Annotated in this window: 23 protein-coding genes; 10 read left to right on the forward strand and 13 right to left on the reverse strand. The window is 72.5% G+C overall.

What is annotated here, in order from left to right; translation table 11 throughout:
* Positions 1-20: 20 nt before the first annotated feature.
* A complete protein-coding gene (locus GE115_RS10285; RefSeq protein WP_153684712.1) occupies positions 21-2,006 on the forward strand; it encodes an NHL repeat-containing protein in 1,986 nt (661 codons plus the stop codon).
* Positions 2,007-2,008: 2 nt separating this feature from the next.
* Positions 2,009-3,238 (forward strand): alpha-L-fucosidase, encoded by a 1,230-nt coding sequence (locus GE115_RS10290; protein WP_312855068.1) that lies wholly within the window; start codon positions 2,009-2,011, stop codon positions 3,236-3,238.
* Positions 3,239-3,326: 88 nt separating this feature from the next.
* On the opposite strand, the gene GE115_RS10295 is transcribed toward GE115_RS10290, so the two are convergent.
* Positions 3,327-4,820 (reverse strand): alpha/beta fold hydrolase, encoded by a 1,494-nt coding sequence (locus GE115_RS10295; protein ID WP_153684713.1) that lies wholly within the window; start codon positions 4,818-4,820, stop codon positions 3,327-3,329.
* Between the two features lie 173 nt (positions 4,821-4,993).
* On the opposite strand from GE115_RS10295, the gene GE115_RS10300 reads away from it, so the two are divergent.
* From GE115_RS10300 to GE115_RS10310, 3 genes are read left to right on the forward strand one after another with little or no spacing between them, the layout of a single operon-like run.
* The gene (locus tag GE115_RS10300) at positions 4,994-5,608 is read left to right on the forward strand and encodes a dihydrofolate reductase family protein (protein ID WP_153684714.1); all 615 of its coding nucleotides are present in this window, start codon (positions 4,994-4,996) and stop codon (positions 5,606-5,608) included.
* A 16-nt stretch (positions 5,609-5,624) separates the two neighbouring features.
* Positions 5,625-5,963, forward strand: a complete 339-nt coding sequence (locus GE115_RS10305) for a YciI family protein (protein ID WP_153684715.1) — start codon at positions 5,625-5,627, stop codon at positions 5,961-5,963.
* Positions 5,960-7,201, forward strand: coding sequence for an RNA polymerase sigma factor (locus tag GE115_RS10310; RefSeq protein ID WP_312855069.1), 1,242 nt, complete (start codon positions 5,960-5,962; stop codon positions 7,199-7,201). The genes GE115_RS10305 and GE115_RS10310 overlap by 4 nt, the downstream gene beginning before the upstream one ends.
* A gap of 10 nt (positions 7,202-7,211) precedes the next feature.
* Here the strand turns inward: GE115_RS10310 and GE115_RS18345 are convergent, their stop codons facing one another.
* Positions 7,212-7,796: a cytochrome b gene (locus GE115_RS18345; protein ID WP_172979825.1), complete on the reverse strand. Its 585-nt coding sequence runs from the start codon at positions 7,794-7,796 to the stop codon at positions 7,212-7,214.
* An 8-nt stretch (positions 7,797-7,804) separates the two neighbouring features.
* Positions 7,805-8,374, reverse strand: coding sequence for a hypothetical protein (locus GE115_RS18350; protein WP_172979826.1), 570 nt, complete (start codon positions 8,372-8,374; stop codon positions 7,805-7,807).
* A gap of 117 nt (positions 8,375-8,491) precedes the next feature.
* Between GE115_RS18350 and GE115_RS10320 the strand changes: the two genes are divergently transcribed.
* The 4 genes from GE115_RS10320 (at position 8,492) to GE115_RS10335 (ending at position 10,856) form a co-directional block, all read left to right on the forward strand.
* Entirely contained in the window at positions 8,492-9,001 is a 510-nt protein-coding gene (locus GE115_RS10320) for a DUF2243 domain-containing protein (protein WP_153684717.1), read from the forward strand.
* Positions 8,998-9,828, forward strand: coding sequence for a cytochrome c oxidase assembly protein (locus tag GE115_RS10325; RefSeq protein WP_312855070.1), 831 nt, complete (start codon positions 8,998-9,000; stop codon positions 9,826-9,828). The genes GE115_RS10320 and GE115_RS10325 overlap by 4 nt, the downstream gene beginning before the upstream one ends.
* A complete protein-coding gene (locus GE115_RS10330) occupies positions 9,825-10,133 on the forward strand; it encodes a hypothetical protein (protein ID WP_153684718.1) in 309 nt (102 codons plus the stop codon). The genes GE115_RS10325 and GE115_RS10330 overlap by 4 nt, the downstream gene beginning before the upstream one ends.
* An 84-nt stretch (positions 10,134-10,217) precedes the next feature.
* Complete coding sequence (locus tag GE115_RS10335) at positions 10,218-10,856, forward strand: hypothetical protein (RefSeq protein ID WP_153684719.1); 639 nt, start codon at positions 10,218-10,220, stop codon at positions 10,854-10,856.
* Here the strand turns inward: GE115_RS10335 and GE115_RS10340 are convergent.
* From GE115_RS10340 to GE115_RS18360, 6 genes are read right to left on the reverse strand one after another with little or no spacing between them, the layout of a single operon-like run.
* Complete coding sequence (locus tag GE115_RS10340; RefSeq protein ID WP_153684865.1) at positions 10,825-11,439, reverse strand: response regulator transcription factor; 615 nt, start codon at positions 11,437-11,439, stop codon at positions 10,825-10,827. The genes GE115_RS10335 and GE115_RS10340 overlap by 32 nt on opposite strands.
* 8 nt (positions 11,440-11,447) lie before the next feature.
* Positions 11,448-12,620 carry a sensor histidine kinase gene (locus GE115_RS10345; protein WP_153684720.1) on the reverse strand — a complete coding sequence of 391 codons (1,173 nt, stop codon included), beginning with the start codon at positions 12,618-12,620 and terminating at the stop codon, positions 11,448-11,450.
* A 55-nt stretch (positions 12,621-12,675) separates the two neighbouring features.
* Positions 12,676-13,170, reverse strand: a complete 495-nt coding sequence (locus tag GE115_RS10350) for a DUF6069 family protein (protein ID WP_153684721.1) — start codon at positions 13,168-13,170, stop codon at positions 12,676-12,678.
* Positions 13,171-13,216: 46 nt separating this feature from the next.
* The gene (locus GE115_RS10355; protein ID WP_153684722.1) at positions 13,217-14,728 is read right to left on the reverse strand and encodes a dihydrolipoyl dehydrogenase family protein; all 1,512 of its coding nucleotides are present in this window, start codon (positions 14,726-14,728) and stop codon (positions 13,217-13,219) included.
* A 5-nt stretch (positions 14,729-14,733) separates the two neighbouring features.
* Positions 14,734-14,985 carry a hypothetical protein gene (locus GE115_RS18355; protein WP_172979828.1) on the reverse strand — a complete coding sequence of 84 codons (252 nt, stop codon included), beginning with the start codon at positions 14,983-14,985 and terminating at the stop codon, positions 14,734-14,736.
* A gap of 26 nt (positions 14,986-15,011) precedes the next feature.
* Positions 15,012-15,452, reverse strand: a complete 441-nt coding sequence (locus GE115_RS18360) for a VOC family protein (protein ID WP_172979831.1) — start codon at positions 15,450-15,452, stop codon at positions 15,012-15,014.
* Positions 15,453-15,528: 76 nt separating this feature from the next.
* On the opposite strand from GE115_RS18360, the gene GE115_RS10365 reads away from it, so the two are divergent.
* A complete protein-coding gene (locus GE115_RS10365; RefSeq protein ID WP_153684723.1) occupies positions 15,529-16,224 on the forward strand; it encodes a winged helix-turn-helix transcriptional regulator in 696 nt (231 codons plus the stop codon).
* A gap of 87 nt (positions 16,225-16,311) precedes the next feature.
* Here the strand turns inward: GE115_RS10365 and GE115_RS10370 are convergent, their stop codons facing one another.
* Genes GE115_RS10370 through GE115_RS10385 form a run of 4 tightly spaced genes read right to left on the reverse strand, consistent with a single transcriptional unit; the run spans position 16,312 to position 19,417 of the window.
* The gene (locus GE115_RS10370) at positions 16,312-17,022 is read right to left on the reverse strand and encodes an SGNH/GDSL hydrolase family protein (RefSeq protein WP_153684724.1); all 711 of its coding nucleotides are present in this window, start codon (positions 17,020-17,022) and stop codon (positions 16,312-16,314) included.
* A 15-nt stretch (positions 17,023-17,037) separates the two neighbouring features.
* The gene (locus GE115_RS10375) at positions 17,038-17,571 is read right to left on the reverse strand and encodes a dihydrofolate reductase family protein (RefSeq protein WP_216648813.1); all 534 of its coding nucleotides are present in this window, start codon (positions 17,569-17,571) and stop codon (positions 17,038-17,040) included.
* A gap of 31 nt (positions 17,572-17,602) precedes the next feature.
* Positions 17,603-18,511 carry a TerC family protein gene (locus GE115_RS10380; RefSeq protein ID WP_312855071.1) on the reverse strand — a complete coding sequence of 303 codons (909 nt, stop codon included), beginning with the start codon at positions 18,509-18,511 and terminating at the stop codon, positions 17,603-17,605.
* A 30-nt stretch (positions 18,512-18,541) separates the two neighbouring features.
* Positions 18,542-19,417: an RNA polymerase sigma-70 factor gene (locus tag GE115_RS10385; protein ID WP_153684726.1), complete on the reverse strand. Its 876-nt coding sequence runs from the start codon at positions 19,415-19,417 to the stop codon at positions 18,542-18,544.

Consider the following 19,417-nt stretch of genomic DNA (forward strand, 5'->3'; position numbering starts at 1 on the left):
CCTCAGAGAAAGGGTCGACGATGACCACGCATCACTCCGCACTCAGCCGGCGCACACTGCTCCAGGCCGGCGGCGCCGGCGCGCTCGCCGCGCTCGTCGCGTCGGCCGGAGCCGACCGCGCGTACGGCGCCGAGCCCTCGGTGACCGTCACCGACCTCGGCCCGGGAGCCGTGCAGTTCGGTTCGAAGAGCGCCTACCAGTTCGGCGACACCCTCTACATCGGATCGCGCAACCTCGAGCCGATGTACGTCATCGCCTACCACGTGCCGACTGCGACGGTCACGGGTTACACCACGATCGCGAACGGCCGCTCGACCCAGGCGATCTGCGCCGATCCCACCGGCCGGTACCTCTACATCGGCACCGAGAACGAGGTGAACACCGCCACCCTGTTCCGATGGGACCTGCAGCAGGCCGAGGCCGAAGCCGAACCGCTCGGCCGCGCGGGCGACGTCCGCGTCTGGGCGCTCGACGTCGCCCCCGACGGCGTCGTCTTCTTCGGCGGACGCGAACCCGGCGGCAACCTGTGGAGCTACGACCCGGCCGTCGGCGAGGTCGTGCCGCTCGGTATCGCCGAGCCCACCGCAACCGGTGCCCGCGCGATCGTCGCGACGGAGACGACGGTCTACTTCGGCGCCGGGAACACGCTCGGCGGCGGCACTTCGAGCAAGGCCGTGCTCTCCGCGTACGACCGGGCGAGCGGGACGTTCACGTCGATCCTGCCGCCCGAGCTCGCCGACGACGACACCGTGCGCGAGCTGCGGCTCGCCGGCGACCGACTCGTCGTCACGACCGCGAACAGCACCGGCTCGAGCATCGCCGTGCTCGACCTCGCGAACCCCGCCGACTACCGCGTCGCCGTGCACGACGGCATCACCACGAAGGCGACGCTGGTGCACGAGCGCGACGTGTACTTCCTCGCGAAGGCCGGCGACCTGCGCGTCTGCGCGACGGACACGATGCAGATCAGCCCGGTCTCCGTACCCGGCCTCGACATCGGAGAGGTCTGGGGCCTCGGCTGGGTCGGCGACCAGCTGCACGCGGTCTCGGCCTACGGGTTCGTCGCGCACATCGACGTGGCATCCGGCGCCTTCGAGACCACCGGCCTGATCGACGCGGGCGCACCGCCCGAGGCGCAGCTCGCGATGAGCGTCACCGCGGGCGGGGGAAGCGCCTACGTCGCGGCGAGCGGCATCCTCGGTCGGCACGATCTCGCGACCGGCGCGACCGCGAACATCATCGCCCCCGGCGAGTCGAAGGACGCGGTCTGGGCCGCCGGCAGGCTGTGGATGGCGCAGTACAGCGGACACGGCCTCTGGGCGTACGACCCGGTGACCCACACGCCGGGCCAGGCCGCGCCGCTGCCCCCGTCGTACAACCGGCCGCAATCGATCACCTGGGACGAGGTGAACTGCCTCGTCGTCATCGTCGCCCTCTCCGATGCGGAGGGCGGCAGCTGCCTCGGCATCCACGACCCGGCGACGGGCTCGACCGAGGTCGTCGAGCTGCCGCTCGGACCCGGGCAGTCCGTGTCGTACGTGCTCGCACATGAGGGCGTCGTCTACCTCGGCGGCGGCACGGGCGGCGCGACGAGCCCCGCGGGCGAGATCGTCGCGTTCGATCCCGTCACGCGCAGCGTGCTCTGGCGCCTCGACCCCGCCGACACCAAGCAGGTCACGGGCCTCGCTGTGGCCAGGCGCTTCCTCTACGTCGCCCTGCACGGCGGAGGCTTCCGCGTCGTCGACCGCGCGAAGCGGCGGATCGTGCACAGCGAGCGGGTCGCGTTCGCGCCGAAGGCCTGGGGCCTCGTCACCAGCCGCAACCGCGTCTTCGCCGTGACCGCCCAGGAGCTGCGGCGCATCGACACCACCACGTACCGGAGCACGATCGTCGTGCCGGCGCTCGACGGTGCGTGGTACGGCGGCGGTATCGACATCTCGGCCGACGAGGACGGCCGGATGTACACGATGCGCGACCGCAACCTCGTGCAGATCGACGTGAGGTAGACGTGGAGCAGCACCGGCCCTGGCGGCCCGTCGGCGCGCGCGGGCGACCGCTGCCCGCATGGGCGCGCGACGCGACCCTCGGCATCTTCGTGCACTGGGGCGCCTACTCGGTGCCGGCCTGGGCCGAGCCGTCGGGCACGCTGGGCGACGCTCCCGCCGAGGAGTGGTTCGCGCACACCTCCTATGCCGAGTGGTACGCGAACACGATCCGCATCGACGGCTCGCCGGCGTCGGCCCACCACAACCGCGTGCACGGCGGGGCGCCGTACGAGTCCTTCCTCGACCTCTGGCGTGCGGAAGCCTACGACCCGATCGAGTGGGCGCGGCTGTTCGGCGCGGTCGGCGCAGACTACGTGGTACCTACGACCAAGCACCACGACGGCATCTGCCTCTGGGATGCCCCGGGCACCTCGCTCTCGACCGTCGCGCGCGGTCCGCGCCGCGATCTCATCGGGCCGCTCGCCGATGCCGTGCGCGGTGAGGGCATGCGCTTCGGCGTGTACTACTCGGGCGGTCTCGACTGGTCGGTCGCCGACACGCGCCCGCACACGTCGAACGCGCACATCGAGCGGCACCGCCCGAAGGACGCCGCGTACCATGCCCACGCCGCCCGGCACGTGCTCGACCTGGTCGAGCGCTACCGACCCGACGTGCTGTGGAACGACCTCGAGTGGCCCGACGCCGGCAAGCCGGCCGGGCCCGGCTCGCTCGAGGCGGTGATCGAGCACTACCGCGCCGCCGTGCCCGACGGCATCGTCAACGACCGGTGGGGCGCCGACGTGTGGGACTTCCGCACGAGCGAGTACGACGCCGGCACCGAGCACGAGGCGGTGCCCGGGTGGGAGCACTGCCGGGGCCTCGGGCTCTCGTTCGGGTACAACGCCGTGGAAGACGACTCGCACACGCTCTCGCCGCGCGACGTCGCCCGGCTCTATGCCGACGTCGTCTCGCGCGGCGGGCGGCTGCTGCTGAACGTCGGGCCGACCGCGGCGGGCGAGATACCCCCCGTACAGCGGCGCACCCTCGAGGGCGCCGCCGCGTGGATCACCGCGCTGAAGCCTCGCACGATCGACCGCGGGCCGGTCGATGACGCCGCGATCGAGGTGACGGATGCCTCGTGGTGGCGCGCCTGGTCGACACCCGACGGCGTCGTCGTGGTGACCGATCGGGACGAGGCATCCGCCCGTTCGCTCGACGATCGCCCGGTCACGCTGGTGCCACTGCCCCGCTGACGCGGCGCGACGCGGTTCGGCGCGGTTCGCCGCGCTCCGGCGCGCCTCGGCGCGGCGCCGCGGCAGCCGCTCCACCGATCGACGACGGTCACCCGGCCACCGCCTCGACGACGAACGGCCACGCGCTCGGCGGGAGCTCGTGCCCCAATCCGGGTACCCGCACGAGAGAGGCACCCGGGATGTCGCGGGCCAGCGCCTCGCCGTTGCCGATCGGGAACATCGGGTCGGCGGTGCCGTGCACCACGGTCGTCGGCACGTCGATGCTCCCGAGCCGCTCGCGCCAGCGTGGGACTTCCTCGAACTCGCCGGCCTCCTCGTCGTGGTGCATGCCCGGCGACCGGCGCACCGTGTCGGCCCAGATCGCACGGTCGTGGGCCTCGTCGAACTCGTCGCCGGCATAGTCGCGGTCGATCTCGACGTGGTACTCGACCACGGCGTCGTGATCGCTCCAGTCGGGCTCGCGGGGAGGATTCGCCCACGCTTCATGCAGGTGTGCGGCCGACCCCGGGAGGTCGGCGTCGGCCTCGCCCATCGTCGGCGTCGTCGACACGAGCGTGAGCGCGCGCACGCGGTGGGCGTGGTCGAGCGCAGCGAGCTGGCACACCCAGGCACCGGCCGAGAACCCGACCCAGTGCGCTTCGCGCACGCCGGCCGCGTCGAGCACGGCGAGGGCATCGCCCAGCGCGACGGCGAGCCCGTCGCGCCGCGCGTGCACGGGCCCGAGGATCGTCTCCCCCATGCCGCGCTGGTCGTAGCGGGCGACCCGCAGCCCGCGGGCGACGAGCAGGTCGCAGAACTCGGGCCGCCACCAGTCCATGGACGACTCGCCGCCGGCGACGAGCAGCACGAGCGGATGCCCCGGCGAGCCGATGAGCTCCGCCGCGATCACCGCACCGTCGGGTCGTGGGATCCGCAGCGACTCGACGCCGGTGCGGGTGTGACGGTCGGCTGCGGGGTTCGCGGCCGTGTCCTCGAGCATCCAGCTGCCGTGCGGTACCGGCCCGGCGGGCCGGTACCGCGACAACACGACGCCCGATGCCGACGACGACGTCTCGACGAGTTCGAGTCCGGCCGGCACCGTGCCGGCGCCGAACAGGCGCTTGCCGACTCCGAGCAGTACCGGCGCGACCGCGAGGCGGAGCTCATCGATGAGGTCTGCTGCCAACAACGTCTGGATGAGCCCGGGCGATCCCTGCACCAGCAGGTCGCGCCCGGGCCGGCGCTTGAGTTCGCGGACCGCCTCGACCGCGTCGCCGTCGAGCACGGTCGTTCCCGCCCACTCGATCGGCAGCGACGGCGTCCCGACGACGAAGCGCGGCAGCGAGTTCATCAGCACCGAACCGGGATCCTGCTCCGCCGTGAGCTTGGGCCAGTGGGCGGCGAGCAGGTCGAACGTGCCGCGCCCGAGCAGCAGCGCATCGGCCGTGTCGAAGGCGGCGCCGATGAACGCACCCACCTCCTCATCGAAGTACGGGACGAGCCATCCGCCCTCGGTGAAGCCACCGGACCGGTCCTCCCCGGGGCCGGCGGGACTCTGCACGACTCCATCGAGTGAGGTGGAGATGGCGACGACGAGCTTCATGGTCGGTCCTTTCGCGGGCGCGGCGCGAGACACCCTCATCTTGACGTCGAACGGCGACGAGCGGAATCGACCCGCGACGAATGGATCCCGGTGCCGCTGTCGGATCCGCCCGCCCCCGTTCGTAGCAGTGGTGAGAGGCTGCCCAGGAGGGGCATCCGAGGAGGGAACCGATCATGAGACTGGTCACCAACACCCAGGTCTCCGTCGACGGCGTGATGCAGGCCAATGGCGGCAACGACCCGCTCATCGACCCCGGCTTCGACCGCGGCGGATGGGCGATGCCGTTCGACGACGACGAGTCGAACGCCGCGATCGGCGACTACTACCTGCGGGCCGACGCGTTCCTGTTCGGCCGGAACACGTACGACCTGTTCGCCCGGTACTGGGGCGGCGTGCGCAAGGACGACGTCGACGACCCGTTCGTGCGGTCGCTGAACTCGCGTCCGAAGTTCGTCGTGTCCAACACGATCACCGAGCCCGAATGGGCCGACACGACCGTGCTCGCGGGCGACGGCGACGCCGTCGAGGCATCCATTCGCGAACTGAAGGCGCGCCCGGGCGGCGAGTTGCAGGTGCACGGCAGCGGCCGGCTGATCCGCTGGCTGCTCGAACGCGAGCTGGTCGACGAACTGACGCTCATCACGTATCCCGTCATCGTCGGCGGCGGCCGGCGGCTGTTCGCCGAGACGGGCCGGGACTTCGCGCTCGAACTGCTCGAATCCCGCACCTTCGAACCGGGCATCACGATGCAGACCTTCCGCCCCGTCGGTCGCCCGCGGTATGCATGAGGCCGGGAGGAACGACATGCTCTACTTCGTCTCGGTGATCGACGACCGCACGAACTCCGGCACGCCCGAGGAGATGGTCGAGATCGCCGCGTTCAACGAACGCCTCCGCGAGAGAGGCCACTGGGTGTTCGCGGCCGGCCTCGCCGACCCCGCCACCTCGACCGTGATCGACGGCCGCGGCGAGCAACCCGTGTTCACCGACGGGCCGTTCATCGAGTCCAAAGAGCACATCGCAGGTCTCTGGATCATCGAGGCGCCCGACCTCGACGTCGCGCTCGCCCTCATGGCGGAGGGGTCGAAGGCGTGCAACCGCCGCCTCGAGGTGCGACCGATGCTCACGCGGCCTGGGGCGTGACCGACGCGCGCACCGCGATCGCCCTGGCCCACCGCGAGGAGTGGGCCCGGGTGGTCGCCTCACTCGCCAAGCGCTTCGGCGATCTCGACATCGCCGAGGATGCCGCGGCCGAGGCGTTCGCGATCGCCGTCGAGCGCTGGCCGGCCGACGGCGTGCCGGCCAATCCGGGCGCGTGGCTCACGTTGACCGCCAACCGCAAGGCGATCGACCGCATCCGGCGCGAGCAGGCGCGCGCCGACAAGCACCGGGAGGCGCTCATGATCGCCGACGACACCCAGCTCGAGCCGCTCGGCGCGATCGACGACGACCGGCTCCGGCTCATCTTCACCTGCTGCCACCCGGCACTGTCGATGGAGGCGCGGATGGCGCTCACCCTCCGCCTCGTCGGCGGGCTGACCGTGCCCGAGATCGCGCGCGGGTTCCTCGTCCAGGAGGGCACGATCGGCCGACGCATCACGCGCGCGAAGGCCAAGATCGCGGCGGCGCGCATTCCCTACCGGGTGCCGGCGCCCGACGACCTGCCCGCGCGCGTGAGCGGCGTGCTCGCGGTGCTCTACCTCGTCTTCAACGAGGGGTACCTGGCGACGGGCGCCGACACCGACCCCGTTCGCGCCGATCTCACGGCCGAGGCGATCCGGCTCACCCGCCTCGTGCACGCGCTGCTGCCCGACGACGGCGAGGCGACAGGGCTGCTCGCGCTGATGCTGCTCACCGAGGCTCGCCGCCCCGCGCGCGTCGGCTCGAACGGCGAGCTCGTGCCGCTCGCCGAGCAGGACCGCGCGGCATGGGATGCCTCGCTCATCGCCGAGGGGCACCGCCTCGTGCGCGAGCGCCTCGAGGCCGGCGTCGCTCCCGGCCGCTACCAACTGCTCGCGGCGATCAACGCGGTGCACACCGATGCCCCCGACGCGAGCGACACCGACTGGACGCAGGTCGTCGCGCTCTACGACCAGCTGGTGCGGCTCGATCCGTCGCCGATCGTCTCCCTGAACCGCGCGATCGCCGTCGCCGAGGTGGATGGCCCGGCGGTCGGGCTCGCGCTCGTCGACGCGCTCGCGCACGACCCCGCCCTGGCGGGATATCACGCGTTCCACGCCACGCAGGCCGAACTGCTGCGGCGGCTCGAGCGCCCGACCGAGGCGCGCGACGCCTACGACCGCGCGATCGCGCTGGCGGGCAACACGGCCGAGGTCGGGTACCTGTCGCGCCGCCGCGACCAGCTCGACCGGCTCGGCTGAGCGCCGCCGCTCAGACCATCCGCCGGATGAACCGGTCGCGGTCGACGAACTGGTGCTTCAGCACGAAGCCGACGTGCAGCGCGATCGTGACGAGCAGCAGGATCTGCGAGGCGACGTGGATGCCCACGAGCAGGTCGTCGTCGACGAGGTCGAGGGGTGCGATCCACTCGGCGCGGTCGCCGACCTCCCAGTCCTCGCCCGAGAGCAGCACGAGCGCGAGCCCGCTCGACGGGGTGATGACCAGCAGCGCGTAGAGCGCGCGTTCGGTGGCGACGATGAACCGCTTGCCGCCGGCCGTGACCGTCGGCGGCCACGCGGGCAGCGTCACGACCTGTCGCCACGCGAACCGCACGACGGTGAGGGCGAGGATGCTGCATCCGATGACGACGTGCACCGGAAGCAGCAGATCCTCATCGCCGTCGTACGCCTCCTCGATCCACGGTTCGAGCACACCCTCTGCGCCGACCATCGCAGCGCCGACGAGGTACTGCGCGAGCAGCGCGAGCACCGTCAGCCAGTGCAGCACGCGGGCGATCACGCCGTGCCGGGGCGGCAACGGGCGCGCCTTCGGCGCCTCGGTCGCCGGCTCGGTCACGGGTCGGCTCACTCCTCGCCCCGCACCGCGCGGATCCACCGTCGCCGTTCGGCGAGCAGCGGGTCGATGTCGCGCAGGCGCTCGAGCGAGACATCCACCATCGGATACCCGACCGCCACGACGAGGACACCGGCCGTGCCGATCCGCCCGGCCGCCCACGCGCGCGCGTCGCCGATCCAGAGTTCGAACGGCTCGGCCACCCCGTCGACCGGCAGGTCGATGACCGCATCGGGTGCCTCCGGCGGTTCCACCGGCCACGGAGGGCCGTCGCCGGCCGCGAGTCGCTCGAGGCCCTGCCGATGGGCGACCAGCTGCCGAGGCTCGACGTCGTCGACGAGCACCTCGACGCGCGGCACCGCGTCGGCGCCGGTCGGGTCGGCGCCCTTCCAGTCGTCGGCCACGCACACCACCGAACGGATGCCCCGTTCGCCGAACGCCCACTCCGCGAGCATGGTGCGGCCCGCCCATCCGCTCACCGTGTACGCGGGACGCAGCCCGAACCCGCGGCGCACCTCGGCCTCCGTCTGGTCGACCGTCGCCCAGAACTCGTCCGGCGTGAGCTTGCCCGCGAAGTGCATGCTGCCACCCTGTCGCAGCCGCCCTCATGCGACAAGGGGGCGACGGCTCGCGTAGCAGACGGCCCGGCGGCAGTCCACTCCATTCCGGGCGGCGGAGATGGCCGCGAGGATCCGACCATGAGCGACATCGATGCGACCGCCGCGGCTCCGAAACCGGGCGAACGATCGGCGCAGAACGCGTGGTCGGGCGTGCTCTTCGGGGTCGGGCTCGTCGCGTTCATCGACGAGGCCGTGTTCCACCAGGTGCTGCACTGGCATCACTTCTACGATCTGGGAACGACCGACCTCGGTCTGGTGTCCGACGGGTTCTTCCATGCCCTCGGCTGGTTCGCGACGATCGCCGGCCTGTTCCTGCTCGCCGACCTGCGGCGTCGGGGGGCGCTGCGGTGGGCGCGCTGGATCGGCAGCGTCCTCCTCGGTGCCGGCGCGTTCCAGCTCTACGACGGCACCGTCCAGCACAAGCTCATGGGTATCCACCAGATCCGGTACGTCGAGGACCTCCTCCCCTACGACCTGACGTGGAACCTCATCGCCGCGGCCCTGATCGTCGCCGGCGGCATCCTGCTCGTGCGCACGCGCGGGTCGCGAACGCGCGCGCACCGGCCCGGTGCGGCGGCGGCATCGTGAATCCCGCGGGCCTGCCCTTCGCCGCGCCCGGCGCGCACGCGACCGGCGCGGGCTCCCCGATCGAGCTGATCGTGGTCGCGGCGGCCGCGAGCGCGATCGCCGCCTACGCGACGGGCGTCGTCGTCTCGCGCCGACGCGGACGCCCGTGGCCGTGGCCTCGCCCGGCGTTGTGGACGGCGGGGGTCGTGCTCGCGGCGATCTCGGCGGCGGGCCCGCTCGCGTCGGCAGCCGAGGCGAGCTTCGTCGCGCACATGTGGGCGCACCTGCTCGGCGGCATGCTCGCGCCGCTCCTGCTCGTGCTCGCCGCACCGGTCACGCTCGCGCTCCGCACCCTGCACGTGACGCCCGCACGACGGCTCTCGCGACTGCTGCGCAGCGGACCGGCTCGCTTCGTCGCGCATCCGGTCACCGCGCTGGCGCTCAGCTCCGGCGGCCTGTGGCTCATCTACCGCACGCCGGTCTTCGAGGCGATGCACGCCGACCCGCTGCTGCGGCTCGTCGTGCACGCCCACCTGCTGGTCGCCGGATGCCTCTTCACCGCGGCGATCGTCGGCCTCGACCCCAGACCGCACCCGTCACGTCGCACCCTCCTCGCGATCGTGCTCGTCATCGCGGTCGCCTCGCACGGCATCCTCGCGAAGCACCTCGCCGCCGACCCGCCCGCCGCTGTGCCCGCGGACGACGCCCAGGCGGGCGCGCAGCTCATGTACTCGCTCGGCGGCTGGGTCGAGGCGGCCGTCATCCTGGTCTTCTGCGCACAGTGGTACCGGGCCGCCGGCCGCAGGCGTGCGAGCGCACCGGCCGACGCGGCTAGCCTTGCCCGATGACCGCTCCTGCGCCGACCACCCGCCGCATCGAGCTGACGCTGCGCAAGCCGTGGCTGACGCTCTACGCCGGCATCCGCCCGACGGTCGTCATGGGCGGGCGCGGCCAGCCCGCGCAGTGGGGCGTCGGCACCTGGCAGGTGCCGACCGACGAGACGGTCGTCGTGGGCGTGTTCCTGTTCAACCGCGTGTGGCGGTTCGGCCGCGCCGAGTTCGCGCTCGAGCCGGGGCATGCGCCCGTCGTCGAATACCGGGCGCCGATGCTGCCGTTCACGCGGGGCCGGTTCCGGGTGCCCGCGAGTACGTGATCGCACGGATGCCGCGTCGGTCGGCTCGCCCGTACGCTCATGGCCGTCCGCAGATGCGCGACGGAGGAGGGCTGACGGGTGGCGGTGAGCGAGATCACGACGCCGGCGGCCGGCCGGATGCGATCACGCCGACGCGCACGGACGACGTTCGTGGCGGTCGGGGCGCTCGCGGGGCTCGCGTGGGCGGCGGCGCTGCGGGCGTGGATGGCGGAGCTGAACGGCCTGATGTCGGCCTTCAGCTGGGGCACGTTCGTCGGCGTCCTGCTTCCGGGCGTCGTGGTCGGCGCGGCGTTCGGTTGGGCGGCGGTCGTCGGCGACGACGCGACGCCCGGTGAACGACGGATGCTCCGCTGGTGCGCCGCGGCGCCGCTGGCCTTCGCCGTCGCGCCGCTCGCGGTACCCGGTGCCCTCGTCGACCTGCTCACCCAGGGGCTCGGCGGTGGTGCCGCGGCGATCGCGCTCCTGGCGGTCCTCGGCGGATTCGGGTTCGACGGCGGCCGTCCGAGATGGCCGCGAGCGGTGGCGGGCGCGCTCGCCGTCGGCTTCTCGGTCGCGGTCGCGCTGCTGACCGGGCCGCTGCTGCGCGGGGAGGTGCTCGGCCTGGCCTCGCCGCGCGGCGCCTGGCTCGCCGTGTTCGACCTCGCGCTGCTGCTCCTGCTGATCGCGGCGGCGAGCATCCCCTTCCGGCGGCTCAGAGCCAGCCGCGATCGCGCGCGGTCGTGAGGGCCTCGAGCCGGTTGCGTGCGCCGAGCTTGCCGATCGCGTTCGAGAGGTAGTTGCGCACCGTGCTCGGCGCGAGCGAGAGCTGCCGGGCGATGCCGGCGATGGTCTCGCCGGCGGCCGAGGCGCGCAGCACGTCGGCCTCGCGATCGGTGAGCGGGTTGTCGCCGGCGCCGAGCGCTTCGGCGGCCAACTGCGGATCGACGACCCGCTCCCCCGCGCGCACGCGGCGGATCGCGGCGGCGAGCTGCTCGACCGGGTGGTCCTTCAGCAGGAACGCGCGCGCCCCGGCGGCGAGCGCCCGTGCCAGGTAGCCGGGCCGGCCGAAGGTCGTCACGACGACCACCGCGCAGCCGGGCACGGCCTCGAGCACCGGTGCGATCATGTCGAGGCCGCTGCGCCCGGGCAGTTCGATGTCGAGGAGCACGATGTCGGGCTGCAGGCGCCGCGCCGCGGCGACGATCTCGTCGCCGCGCTCGACCCCGCCGACGACGGCGAGGTCGTCTTCGAGGTCGAGCAGGGTCGTCAGCGCCGATCGCATGAGGCGCTGGTCCTCGGCGATCAGGATGGTCGTCGGCTCGGGCATGCCGTGGCTCACCGCCCCCGGTCCTCTGGCACCGGCACGACCGCGGTGAGCCGGAACCCCGAGGGCGTCGGCCCGGCGCGCAGTTCGCCGCCCGCCGCTGCGACGCGTTCGCGAAGCCCCTCGAGTCCGCGTCCGCCTCGAGAGCCATCCGAGACGGATGCCTCCGCGGCTGCGCCGCGCCCCGTCACCGGGCCGTCATCGGCGATCTCGACACGTGCACCGCCCGCCTGCACGGTCACCTCGATCGCGCAGTGATGAGCATCCGAGTGGCGCAGCACGTTGGTGACCCCTTCGCGCACCACCCAGCCGAGCACCGCGTCGACCGTGATCGGCAGCGAACCGTCGGGCACGCTGACCGAGGTCGCGACACCCGCGTCCTCGAGGGTGCGGCGCGCGTTCGCGAGCTCCTCGGCGAGGCTGACCGACCGCGCACCGGCGACGACCGAGCGGACCTCACTGAGCGCCTCGCGAGCGATGCCCTCGACCTCCGCGACGTGCTCGGCCGCGGCATCCGGATCCCGTGGCATCAGGCGGCGCGCCGCCTCGGACTTCACGGCGATCACCGAGAGCGAGTGGCCGAGCAGGTCGTGCAGGTCCCGTGAGAAGCGCAGGCGCTCCTCGCCGACCGCCGCGACCGCGAGCCGCTCGCGCGTGCGATCCAGCTCGCGCGCCAGGGCGACGTAGTACTGCACCAGGTAGTTGCCGGCGCCGCCCGCGAACGCGGCGAACCCGACGAGCACCGCTGCCTCGAGCGAGCCGGTCTCGAAGCCGACGGCGAGCGCGCCGCTCACCGAGACCGCGCCGACCACGCCCATCGCCCATCGGCGGCGGATCGCGAGCGAGGCGGCGACCGCGAGCAGCGGGAACAGCAGGGCCTGCCCGGTACGCCAGAGCACCAGGTATCCGCTGCAGAGCAGCAGCAGCGCGACGAACAGCAGCTCGGTCGCGACCGTCGGCCGGCGGCGCGAGCCGAACGGCAGCGTCACGGTCAGGCCGAAGACCCCGCCCAGCAGCAGCACGGCGGCGACGCGCGCCCAGTCGGCGGCGGCGAGCGCCGCGACGAGCGGGGCGACCAGCAGCACCGGCGCCGCGATGAGCGACAGCCAGGGCCCCGGCCGGTAGGCGAGCCACGCCATCGGCGGTGGCGAGGGGCTCGCGTCGAGGTCGTCGATCGTGGTCATCGTGTCACGCTCCCGTCGCCCATCCTGTCAGTGCCCCGCCCGCTCAGCGCGGTCGTCACGGGAGCCGTTCATCGGCCGTGCCGTCGACGCGTCGCCGGCCCGCGAGCGGCAGGCCGATCACGAGGATCGCGCCGGTCACGACGTGCATCGCGAGCAGCACGACGAGCATCGGCCCGGCCGCTCCGATCGTCACGGGTCCGAGCAGGGAGAGGGCGAGCAGGGTCCACCCGATGATGGCGAAGGTGCGCGGGCCGTGCCCGGTGAACCGTTCGAGCAGGGCGAGCACGCCCCAGGCGGCGAGTCCGGCGACGAGCGCCGCGCCGATGATCGCGGCCGGGCCGATGGTCTGCGCCGCTGCGCCCGACCCGACGGCCAGCTCGAGGCCGGCCACCGGTACGGCCACCACCCAGAGGAGCAGCGGCAGCACGACCGCGATCGCGACCGTCGCCGCGCGACCGAGCCGGCGGCGCCGCGCGCCGGAGGCATCCGGTGCGCGGTCGTCGTCGGCGGTGGGGTCGATGGACGGATGATTCGTCGTCGTCTCGTTCATGCCTTCGACGCTACGAATGACCGGCGGCGTCCGGCAGGGACGGATGTCACCGGTTCGCGAGGACGAACGTCCTGGCTGCCGTGACCTCGCCCTCACGATCGGGTTCGACCCGCGGTGAGGCGCTCTGCCGCCCGTAGGTCTCGAGCAGCCGCAGCCACACCTCGTTCACGGTCGGGTAGGCGGGCACGGCGTGCCAGAGGCGGTCGAGCGGCACCTCCCCGACGATCGCGATGGTGGCGGCCTGCAGCAGTTCGGCCACGTCGGGTCCGACGAACGTGGCGCCGATGACGACCTGGCGATCCTCGTCGACGACCATGCGGGCCTGGCCGCGATAGCCGTCGGCGTGCACGCTGGCACCCGCGACCCATCCGATCTCGTAGTCGACCGCGCGCACGCGGTAGCCGGCGGCCGTCGCGGCATCGGCCGTGAGGCCGACCGACGCGACCTCTGGGTCGGTGAACGTGACCTGAGGGACCACCGCATGGTCGGCCGTCGCGACATGCGCGCCCCACGGGGCATCCGACACCGCCGTGCCGTTGGCTCGCGCCGCGATGACGTCGCCCGCGGCGCGCGCCTGGTACTTGCCCTGGTGCGTGAGCAGCGCCCGGTGGTTCACGTCGCCGACGGCGTACAGCCAGTCGAAGCCGGGAACCCGCAGCGTGTCGTCGGTGTCGAGCCAGCGGCCCGGTTCGAGCCCGATCGTCTCGAGGCCGAGGTCGACGGTGCGGGGCGTGCGCCCCGTCGCGATCAGGACCTCCTGCGCCAGGACCGTCCGGCCGTCGGAGGTCTCGATCCGGACGCCCGACTCGTCGCGGTCGACGCGCACGGGCTCGATGCCGAGCCGCAGGTCGACGCCCTGCTCGCGCAGGGACTCGGCGACGCGTTCGCCGGCGAACGGTTCCATGCCGGCGAGCAGGGTGCCGCGCGAGACCAGCGTCACCTGCGTGCCGAAGCCCGCGTACGCCGTCGCCATCTCGGCGGCGACCACGCCGCCGCCGATGATGGCGAGGCTCTCGGGCACCTCCTGCACGCTCGTGACCTCGCGGCTCGCCCACGGACGGGCGGCGCGGAGTCCCTCGATGCCGGGGATGAGCGGGTCGGAGCCCGTCGCGATCGCCACGGCGTGCCGGGCGACGAGGACGAGGGTGCCGCCGTCGGGCGTGGTGACCGTCACCTCGCGGGGGCCGCTGAGCCGGCCGTGACCGCGAACGAGGTCGATGCCCGCGCTCTGCACCCACGAGACCTGGCCGGCGTCCGACCAGTGGTTCGTGAACGTGTCGCGGCGGGCGAGCACGGCGGCCACGTCGAGGTCGCCGGTGATCGCCTCGGCGGCGCCGGGCACGCTGCGGGCGGCGCGGAGCGCGGCCGCCGAGCGCAGGAGCGCCTTCGAGGGCATGCACGCCCAGTAGGAGCATTCGCCGCCGACCAGTTCGTGTTCGACGATGACGGAAGTCAGCCCGCCCTGGACCGCGCGGTCGGCGATGTTCTCGCCCACCGCCCCGCCGACCGGCGCGATGAGGTCGTATTCCTCGATGAGGGTCGTGTCGATGGTGCGCATGATGGTCAGCGCCCCTCTCCGGCTCCGGCCGGACGGCGCGCGGCCGGCGGCAGGAAGTCCATCGGTTCGGATGCCTCGCCGTGCCGGTCGCGAACGACGCGGTAGCCCTCGCTGGTCAGGCCGACGGCCATGTACCCCGCGTACCACTCGGGCCATTCGTCGTCGTAGATGCCGCCCAGCCGTTCCGCCTCGTACACGCCGTGAGCGGCCGCGGCGGACTTGAGGAGGCGGAGGATGATCTGCTTCGGGGTGTCCATGATCGAATCCGTTCGCTCGTCGCCGGTCATCGTCCGGGAAGGCGGTCGGTGATCTCCTGGAGGAGCCACTCGTTGCCGTCGGGATCGCTGAAGGTCGCGAACGAGCTGTAGCTGGCCCGCTCGGGATGGGCACCCGGGATGCGGTGCTCGACACCGGCCCGCACGAACGGGTCGGCCTCGTGGAAGACCTCGGAGACCTCGACGCCGCGTTCGGCGATCTCGGCACGGGCGGCCTCGATGTCGGGAACGGCGACGAGGATGCCTCGTACCGATCCCGCGGGCGCGGTGGTGACGCCCGTGCCGAAGATGATCGACGCGGTCGATGCGGGCGGCGTCAGCTGCACGATGCGGTAGCCCTCGTCGACGACGAGGTCGGCATCGAGGCGGTAGTCGAGCCGCTGGTAGAAGGCCTTCGTCCGGTCCACGTCGGAGACGGGAAGGACGATGACTTCGAGTTTGAGTTCCATGATCGCTTTCCTCCTGATTTAGGACCATTTGATCCTGATAGGAGACTCAACCGTGCGAACGGCGTACTCTATTCCCATGGCGACGAGGAGATATTCCGACGCGTGCGGCATCGCCCGCTCGCTCGACGTGATCGGCGAGCGCTGGGCGCTGCTGGTCGTGCGCGAGTTGGTGTTCGGACCGAAGCGGTTCACCGACCTGAGGGCCGGGCTCCAGGGCATCAGCCAGAACGTGCTGAGCCAGCGGTTGCGCGACCTCGAGGCCGCCGGAGTGGTGACGCGAACCGTGCTCGGGCCGCCCGCCAGCACGCAGGCCTACGAGTTGACGGCGCTCGGGCACTCGCTCGAGCCGGTGCTGCTCGCGATGTCGCGGTGGGGTGCGCTCACGCCCCCCGAGCCGGGCGCGAAGATGAGCAACGACGCATTCGCGCTCGCGCTCAGGGCCCTGTTCGTGCCGGCGGCGGCCGGTGCCCCGGCCGACTCACCGGCCGGCGCGTTCGTCGGGCGCGTCCGCCTGCGCCTCACGCGCGACGCCTTCGACGTCGACGTGCGCCCCGACCGCGTCGAGGTGACCCGCGCCGCGGGTGGCGATCCCTCGACCGTGCTCGAGGCCGACGAATCCGTCCTGCGAGCGGTCATGTTCCACCGCCGCACGCTCGACGACGCGATCGAGCGCGGCGACCTGCGCGTGCGGGGCGGCATCGCCGAGGCATCCGCGTTCCTCGGTCGCTTCGCGGCGCCCACCCTCGACGATGCGGTCGCGACCGGCGCATGAGCGGGCGGCCGTAGGTCGGCGATCGGCGTCGGCGGCCGTAGGTCGGCGATCGGCGATCGGCCGGACGCCGGCAGGGCTCGTCGCCGGTCAGTCCCCGCCCAGCCCCTCGGCGATCGCCTCGCCGAGCACCCTCGCGCCCGCGGGTGACGGATGCAGGCCGTCCGACGACATCCCGTCGCGGAACGAACCGTCGTCGGAGCGAAGCCCGGCCGACGCGTCGACGAACCGCCAGCCGCGATCGTCGGCCAGGTCGTCGAGCCGATCGTTGTACGCCTCGGCGCCCTCGGGGATCGCGTCGATCGGCGGAATCGACACCACGACGACGTCCGCGATGCCGACGGTGTCGACGAGCCGCTCGAGGTTCGCAGCCGACTCGTCGAACGGGATGCCGAACGCGACGTCGTTCGTTCCCGCCAGCAGCACGAGCACGTCGGCGTCGGACGGCGCCACCTGCCCGGCCATGCGTGCCGTCGTCGCGCCCCACTCCGCCCAGCCGCCCGCGAAGTCGAAGCCCGCATCGACGGCGTACGTCGCCCACGACGCCGAACCGAGGTCGCCGGCCGCGAAGTCGACACTGTCGGCGTCGGTGATCGAGTCGCCGACGGCGGCGAACGCCACGCCGGTACGCGGTTCGGCACCATCGGTGGATGCCTCGCCCGGCTGCGGCTGCTCCGCCGTGCCCGGCGGGGAGCATCCGGCCAGCAATGCGCACGCGACACCGCCCGCGACGAGCGCGAGCAGGACCGCCGCGGGCCGCGTCGAAGCCGACGCCGTCCGCCGCGCGGGTGGTCGCCGCATCCGTGCCGTCACTCGCTATGCCGGCGCATACCGCGCCCGGATGACACCCGACTCGTACGCCTCCACGTCGATGAGCCGCAACCCGACGGGGTGCGGCGTTCGCAGGCGGTCCTCGGCGTTGCCGACGAGGAACGGGTGGATGCCCGCGTGGATCTCGTCGACGAGCCCGGCGTCGAGCAGCGTCGCGGCGAGCTGCCCGTAGCCGTGCGAGATGATCGAGTGGTATCGCTCGCGCAGGTCGCGCACCGTGTCGGCCACGCCGCCCTCGATGAGCGTCGCGTTCCAGTCGAGCGGCCCTTCCAGGCTCGTCGAGGCGACGAACTTCGGTAGCGCGTTGTAGTGCGCGGCGAAGCCGCGGTCATCGGTCTGGGCGGGCCAGTACTCGCGGAAGAACTCGTAGCTCTCGCGGCCGAGCAGCACCGCGTCGGCACCGAACACGAGGGCGTCGGAGTGCCGCACCAGGTCGGGGTCGTTCTCGTCGAACCAATGCTCCATCTGGTCGAAGACCCCGTCGAGCGTCATTTCGAATGAGATCGTCACGGTTCCCATGCGCCCAGCATGCTCCGATCCGGGCCGGATGTCACCCGAGCCCGGCGCGCTCCTCCGAGGCATCCTTCGGGCCATCCGCCTCGCCCGCGACCGGTCGATTCGACAGGCCGACCGAACCGGCGCCGGCCTCGCCCTTCGAGAGCGCCGCCGCGACCGCGACCGACTCGTCGACGTCGGGGTACTGCGGGCGCAGCTGCACGGCCTGCTGGCGCCGGTGCTCGCGCTTGGCCTTGCGACCGGACGCGATGAGGTTCAGCGCCTCCACGAGGATCGCGAACGCCATGGGCGCGTAGATGAGCGCCTTGTCGATCTTGATGCCGAAGCCCTCGGCGATGAGGAAGACGCCGATGAGCAGCAGGAACGACAGCGCGAGCATCTTCACCGTCGGGTGGCGGTTCACGAACGTGAAGATGAACCGCGACGCGAAGAGCATGATGCCGAAGGAGAGCACGACGACCGTGACGATGACGACCAGGTTCTCGGTCATGCCGACGGCCGTGATCACCGAGTCGAGCGAGAAGACGATGTCGAGCAGCAGGATCTGGATGAGCACCGAGCTGAACGTGATGCGCTTGGGCGCGGCGCCGTGCTCGTCCTCGGCGCCTTCGAGCTTGTGGTGGATCTCGGTGACCGCCTTGTAGACGAGGAAGAGCCCGCCCGCGATCAGGATGAAGTCCTTCACCGAGAAGCCCATGCCGAACCAGACGACCACGTCCTCCTTCAGCGTGATGATCCACCCGGCGAAGAAGACGAGCACGACGCGGATCACCATCGCGAGCGTGAGGCCGAGGTTGCGGGCCCGGGCCTGCTGCTCCTTCGGCAGCTTCGACGCGAGGATCGAGATGAAGATGACGTTGTCGACGCCGAGGACGATCTCGAGGACGAACAGCGTCAGGAACACGGCGATGAGGTCGGGCGTGAAGGCGAAGGAGAAGTCCACCCGCTCATCGTAGATGGGCGTCGGCCGAGCTCAGCGCGTCAGCTCGGCCGCCTCGTCGAGACGACCGAGCTTGTCGGGGTTCGCGATCGAGAAGATGCGGGTGATGCGCCCGCCCTCGACCTCGAAGCAGATCGCCCCGGCGAGCGCGCCGTCGACCTCCCCGCGGATCGCGGGATGCCCGTTGACCCAGGTGGGGCGCGCCTCGAACGGCAGGCCGAGTTTCGCGAGCCCGCCGAGCAGGTACCTGGCGATCTTGTCGGCGCCGACGATCGGCCGCAGGGCGGCGCCGCGCACCTTGCCGCCGCCGTCGGCGACGGAGACCACGTCGGGCGCGAGCACGTCCATCAGGCCCTGCAGGTCGCCCGAGTTCACGGCGGCGACGAACCTCGCGACGACGGCCTCCTGCTCGGCGCGGTCGACGGCGACGCGGGGTCGCCGGGCCGCGACGTGCTCCTTCGCGCGGTGCGCGACCTGCCGCACGGCGGCCGTCGACTTGCCGATGGCCTCCGCGATCTCGTCGTAGGGCACGTCGAACACCTCGCGCAGCACGAACACGGCGCGCTCGGTCGGCGCGAGCGTCTCGAGCACCGTGAGCATCGCGATCGACACGCTCTCGGCGAGCTCCACGTCGTCCGCGACATCCGGACTCGTGAGCAGCGGCTCGGGCAGCCACTCGCCCACGTACGACTCGCGTCGGCGCGCGAGCGTGCGCAGGTGGTTGAGCGCCTGCCGCGTCACGATGCGCACCAGGTAGGCGCGCGGCTCGTGGACCTCGGCCCGGTCGACGGTCGACCAGCGCAGCCACGACTCCTGCAGCACGTCTTCGGCGTCGGCCGCGGAACCGAGCAGTTCGTAGGCGACGGTGAACAGGAGGCCGCGGTGCGCGACGAACGGGTCGTCGGTCAT

Source organism: Agromyces agglutinans, assembly GCF_009647605.1.
Taxonomy (GTDB): Bacteria; Actinomycetota; Actinomycetes; order Actinomycetales; family Microbacteriaceae; genus Agromyces; species Agromyces agglutinans.

Bases quoted from the DNA above. Each gene is read 5' to 3' on its own strand.
- GE115_RS10340 (WP_153684865.1), bottom strand. From the start codon at position 11,439: ATGCCCGAGCCGACGACCATCCTGATCGCCGAGGACCAGCGCCTCATG.
- GE115_RS18355 (WP_172979828.1), bottom strand. From the start codon at position 14,985: ATGGACACCCCGAAGCAGATCATCCTCCGCCTCCTCAAGTCCGCCGCG.
- GE115_RS10375 (WP_216648813.1), bottom strand. From the start codon at position 17,571: ATGGGAACCGTGACGATCTCATTCGAAATGACGCTCGACGGGGTCTTC.
- GE115_RS10300 (WP_153684714.1), top strand. From the start codon at position 4,994: ATGAGACTGGTCACCAACACCCAGGTCTCCGTCGACGGCGTGATGCAG.
- GE115_RS10285 (WP_153684712.1), top strand. From the start codon at position 21: ATGACCACGCATCACTCCGCACTCAGCCGGCGCACACTGCTCCAGGCC.
- GE115_RS10305 (WP_153684715.1), top strand. From the start codon at position 5,625: ATGCTCTACTTCGTCTCGGTGATCGACGACCGCACGAACTCCGGCACG.
- GE115_RS10350 (WP_153684721.1), bottom strand. From the start codon at position 13,170: ATGAACGAGACGACGACGAATCATCCGTCCATCGACCCCACCGCCGAC.
- GE115_RS18350 (WP_172979826.1), bottom strand. From the start codon at position 8,374: ATGCACTTCGCGGGCAAGCTCACGCCGGACGAGTTCTGGGCGACGGTC.
- GE115_RS10320 (WP_153684717.1), top strand. From the start codon at position 8,492: ATGAGCGACATCGATGCGACCGCCGCGGCTCCGAAACCGGGCGAACGA.
- GE115_RS10330 (WP_153684718.1), top strand. From the start codon at position 9,825: ATGACCGCTCCTGCGCCGACCACCCGCCGCATCGAGCTGACGCTGCGC.
- GE115_RS18360 (WP_172979831.1), bottom strand. From the start codon at position 15,452: ATGGAACTCAAACTCGAAGTCATCGTCCTTCCCGTCTCCGACGTGGAC.
- GE115_RS10345 (WP_153684720.1), bottom strand. From the start codon at position 12,620: ATGACCACGATCGACGACCTCGACGCGAGCCCCTCGCCACCGCCGATG.
- GE115_RS10355 (WP_153684722.1), bottom strand. From the start codon at position 14,728: ATGCGCACCATCGACACGACCCTCATCGAGGAATACGACCTCATCGCG.
- GE115_RS10370 (WP_153684724.1), bottom strand. From the start codon at position 17,022: ATGCGGCGACCACCCGCGCGGCGGACGGCGTCGGCTTCGACGCGGCCC.
- GE115_RS10365 (WP_153684723.1), top strand. From the start codon at position 15,529: ATGGCGACGAGGAGATATTCCGACGCGTGCGGCATCGCCCGCTCGCTC.
- GE115_RS10295 (WP_153684713.1), bottom strand. From the start codon at position 4,820: ATGAAGCTCGTCGTCGCCATCTCCACCTCACTCGATGGAGTCGTGCAG.
- GE115_RS10385 (WP_153684726.1), bottom strand. From the start codon at position 19,417: ATGACCGACGACCCGTTCGTCGCGCACCGCGGCCTCCTGTTCACCGTC.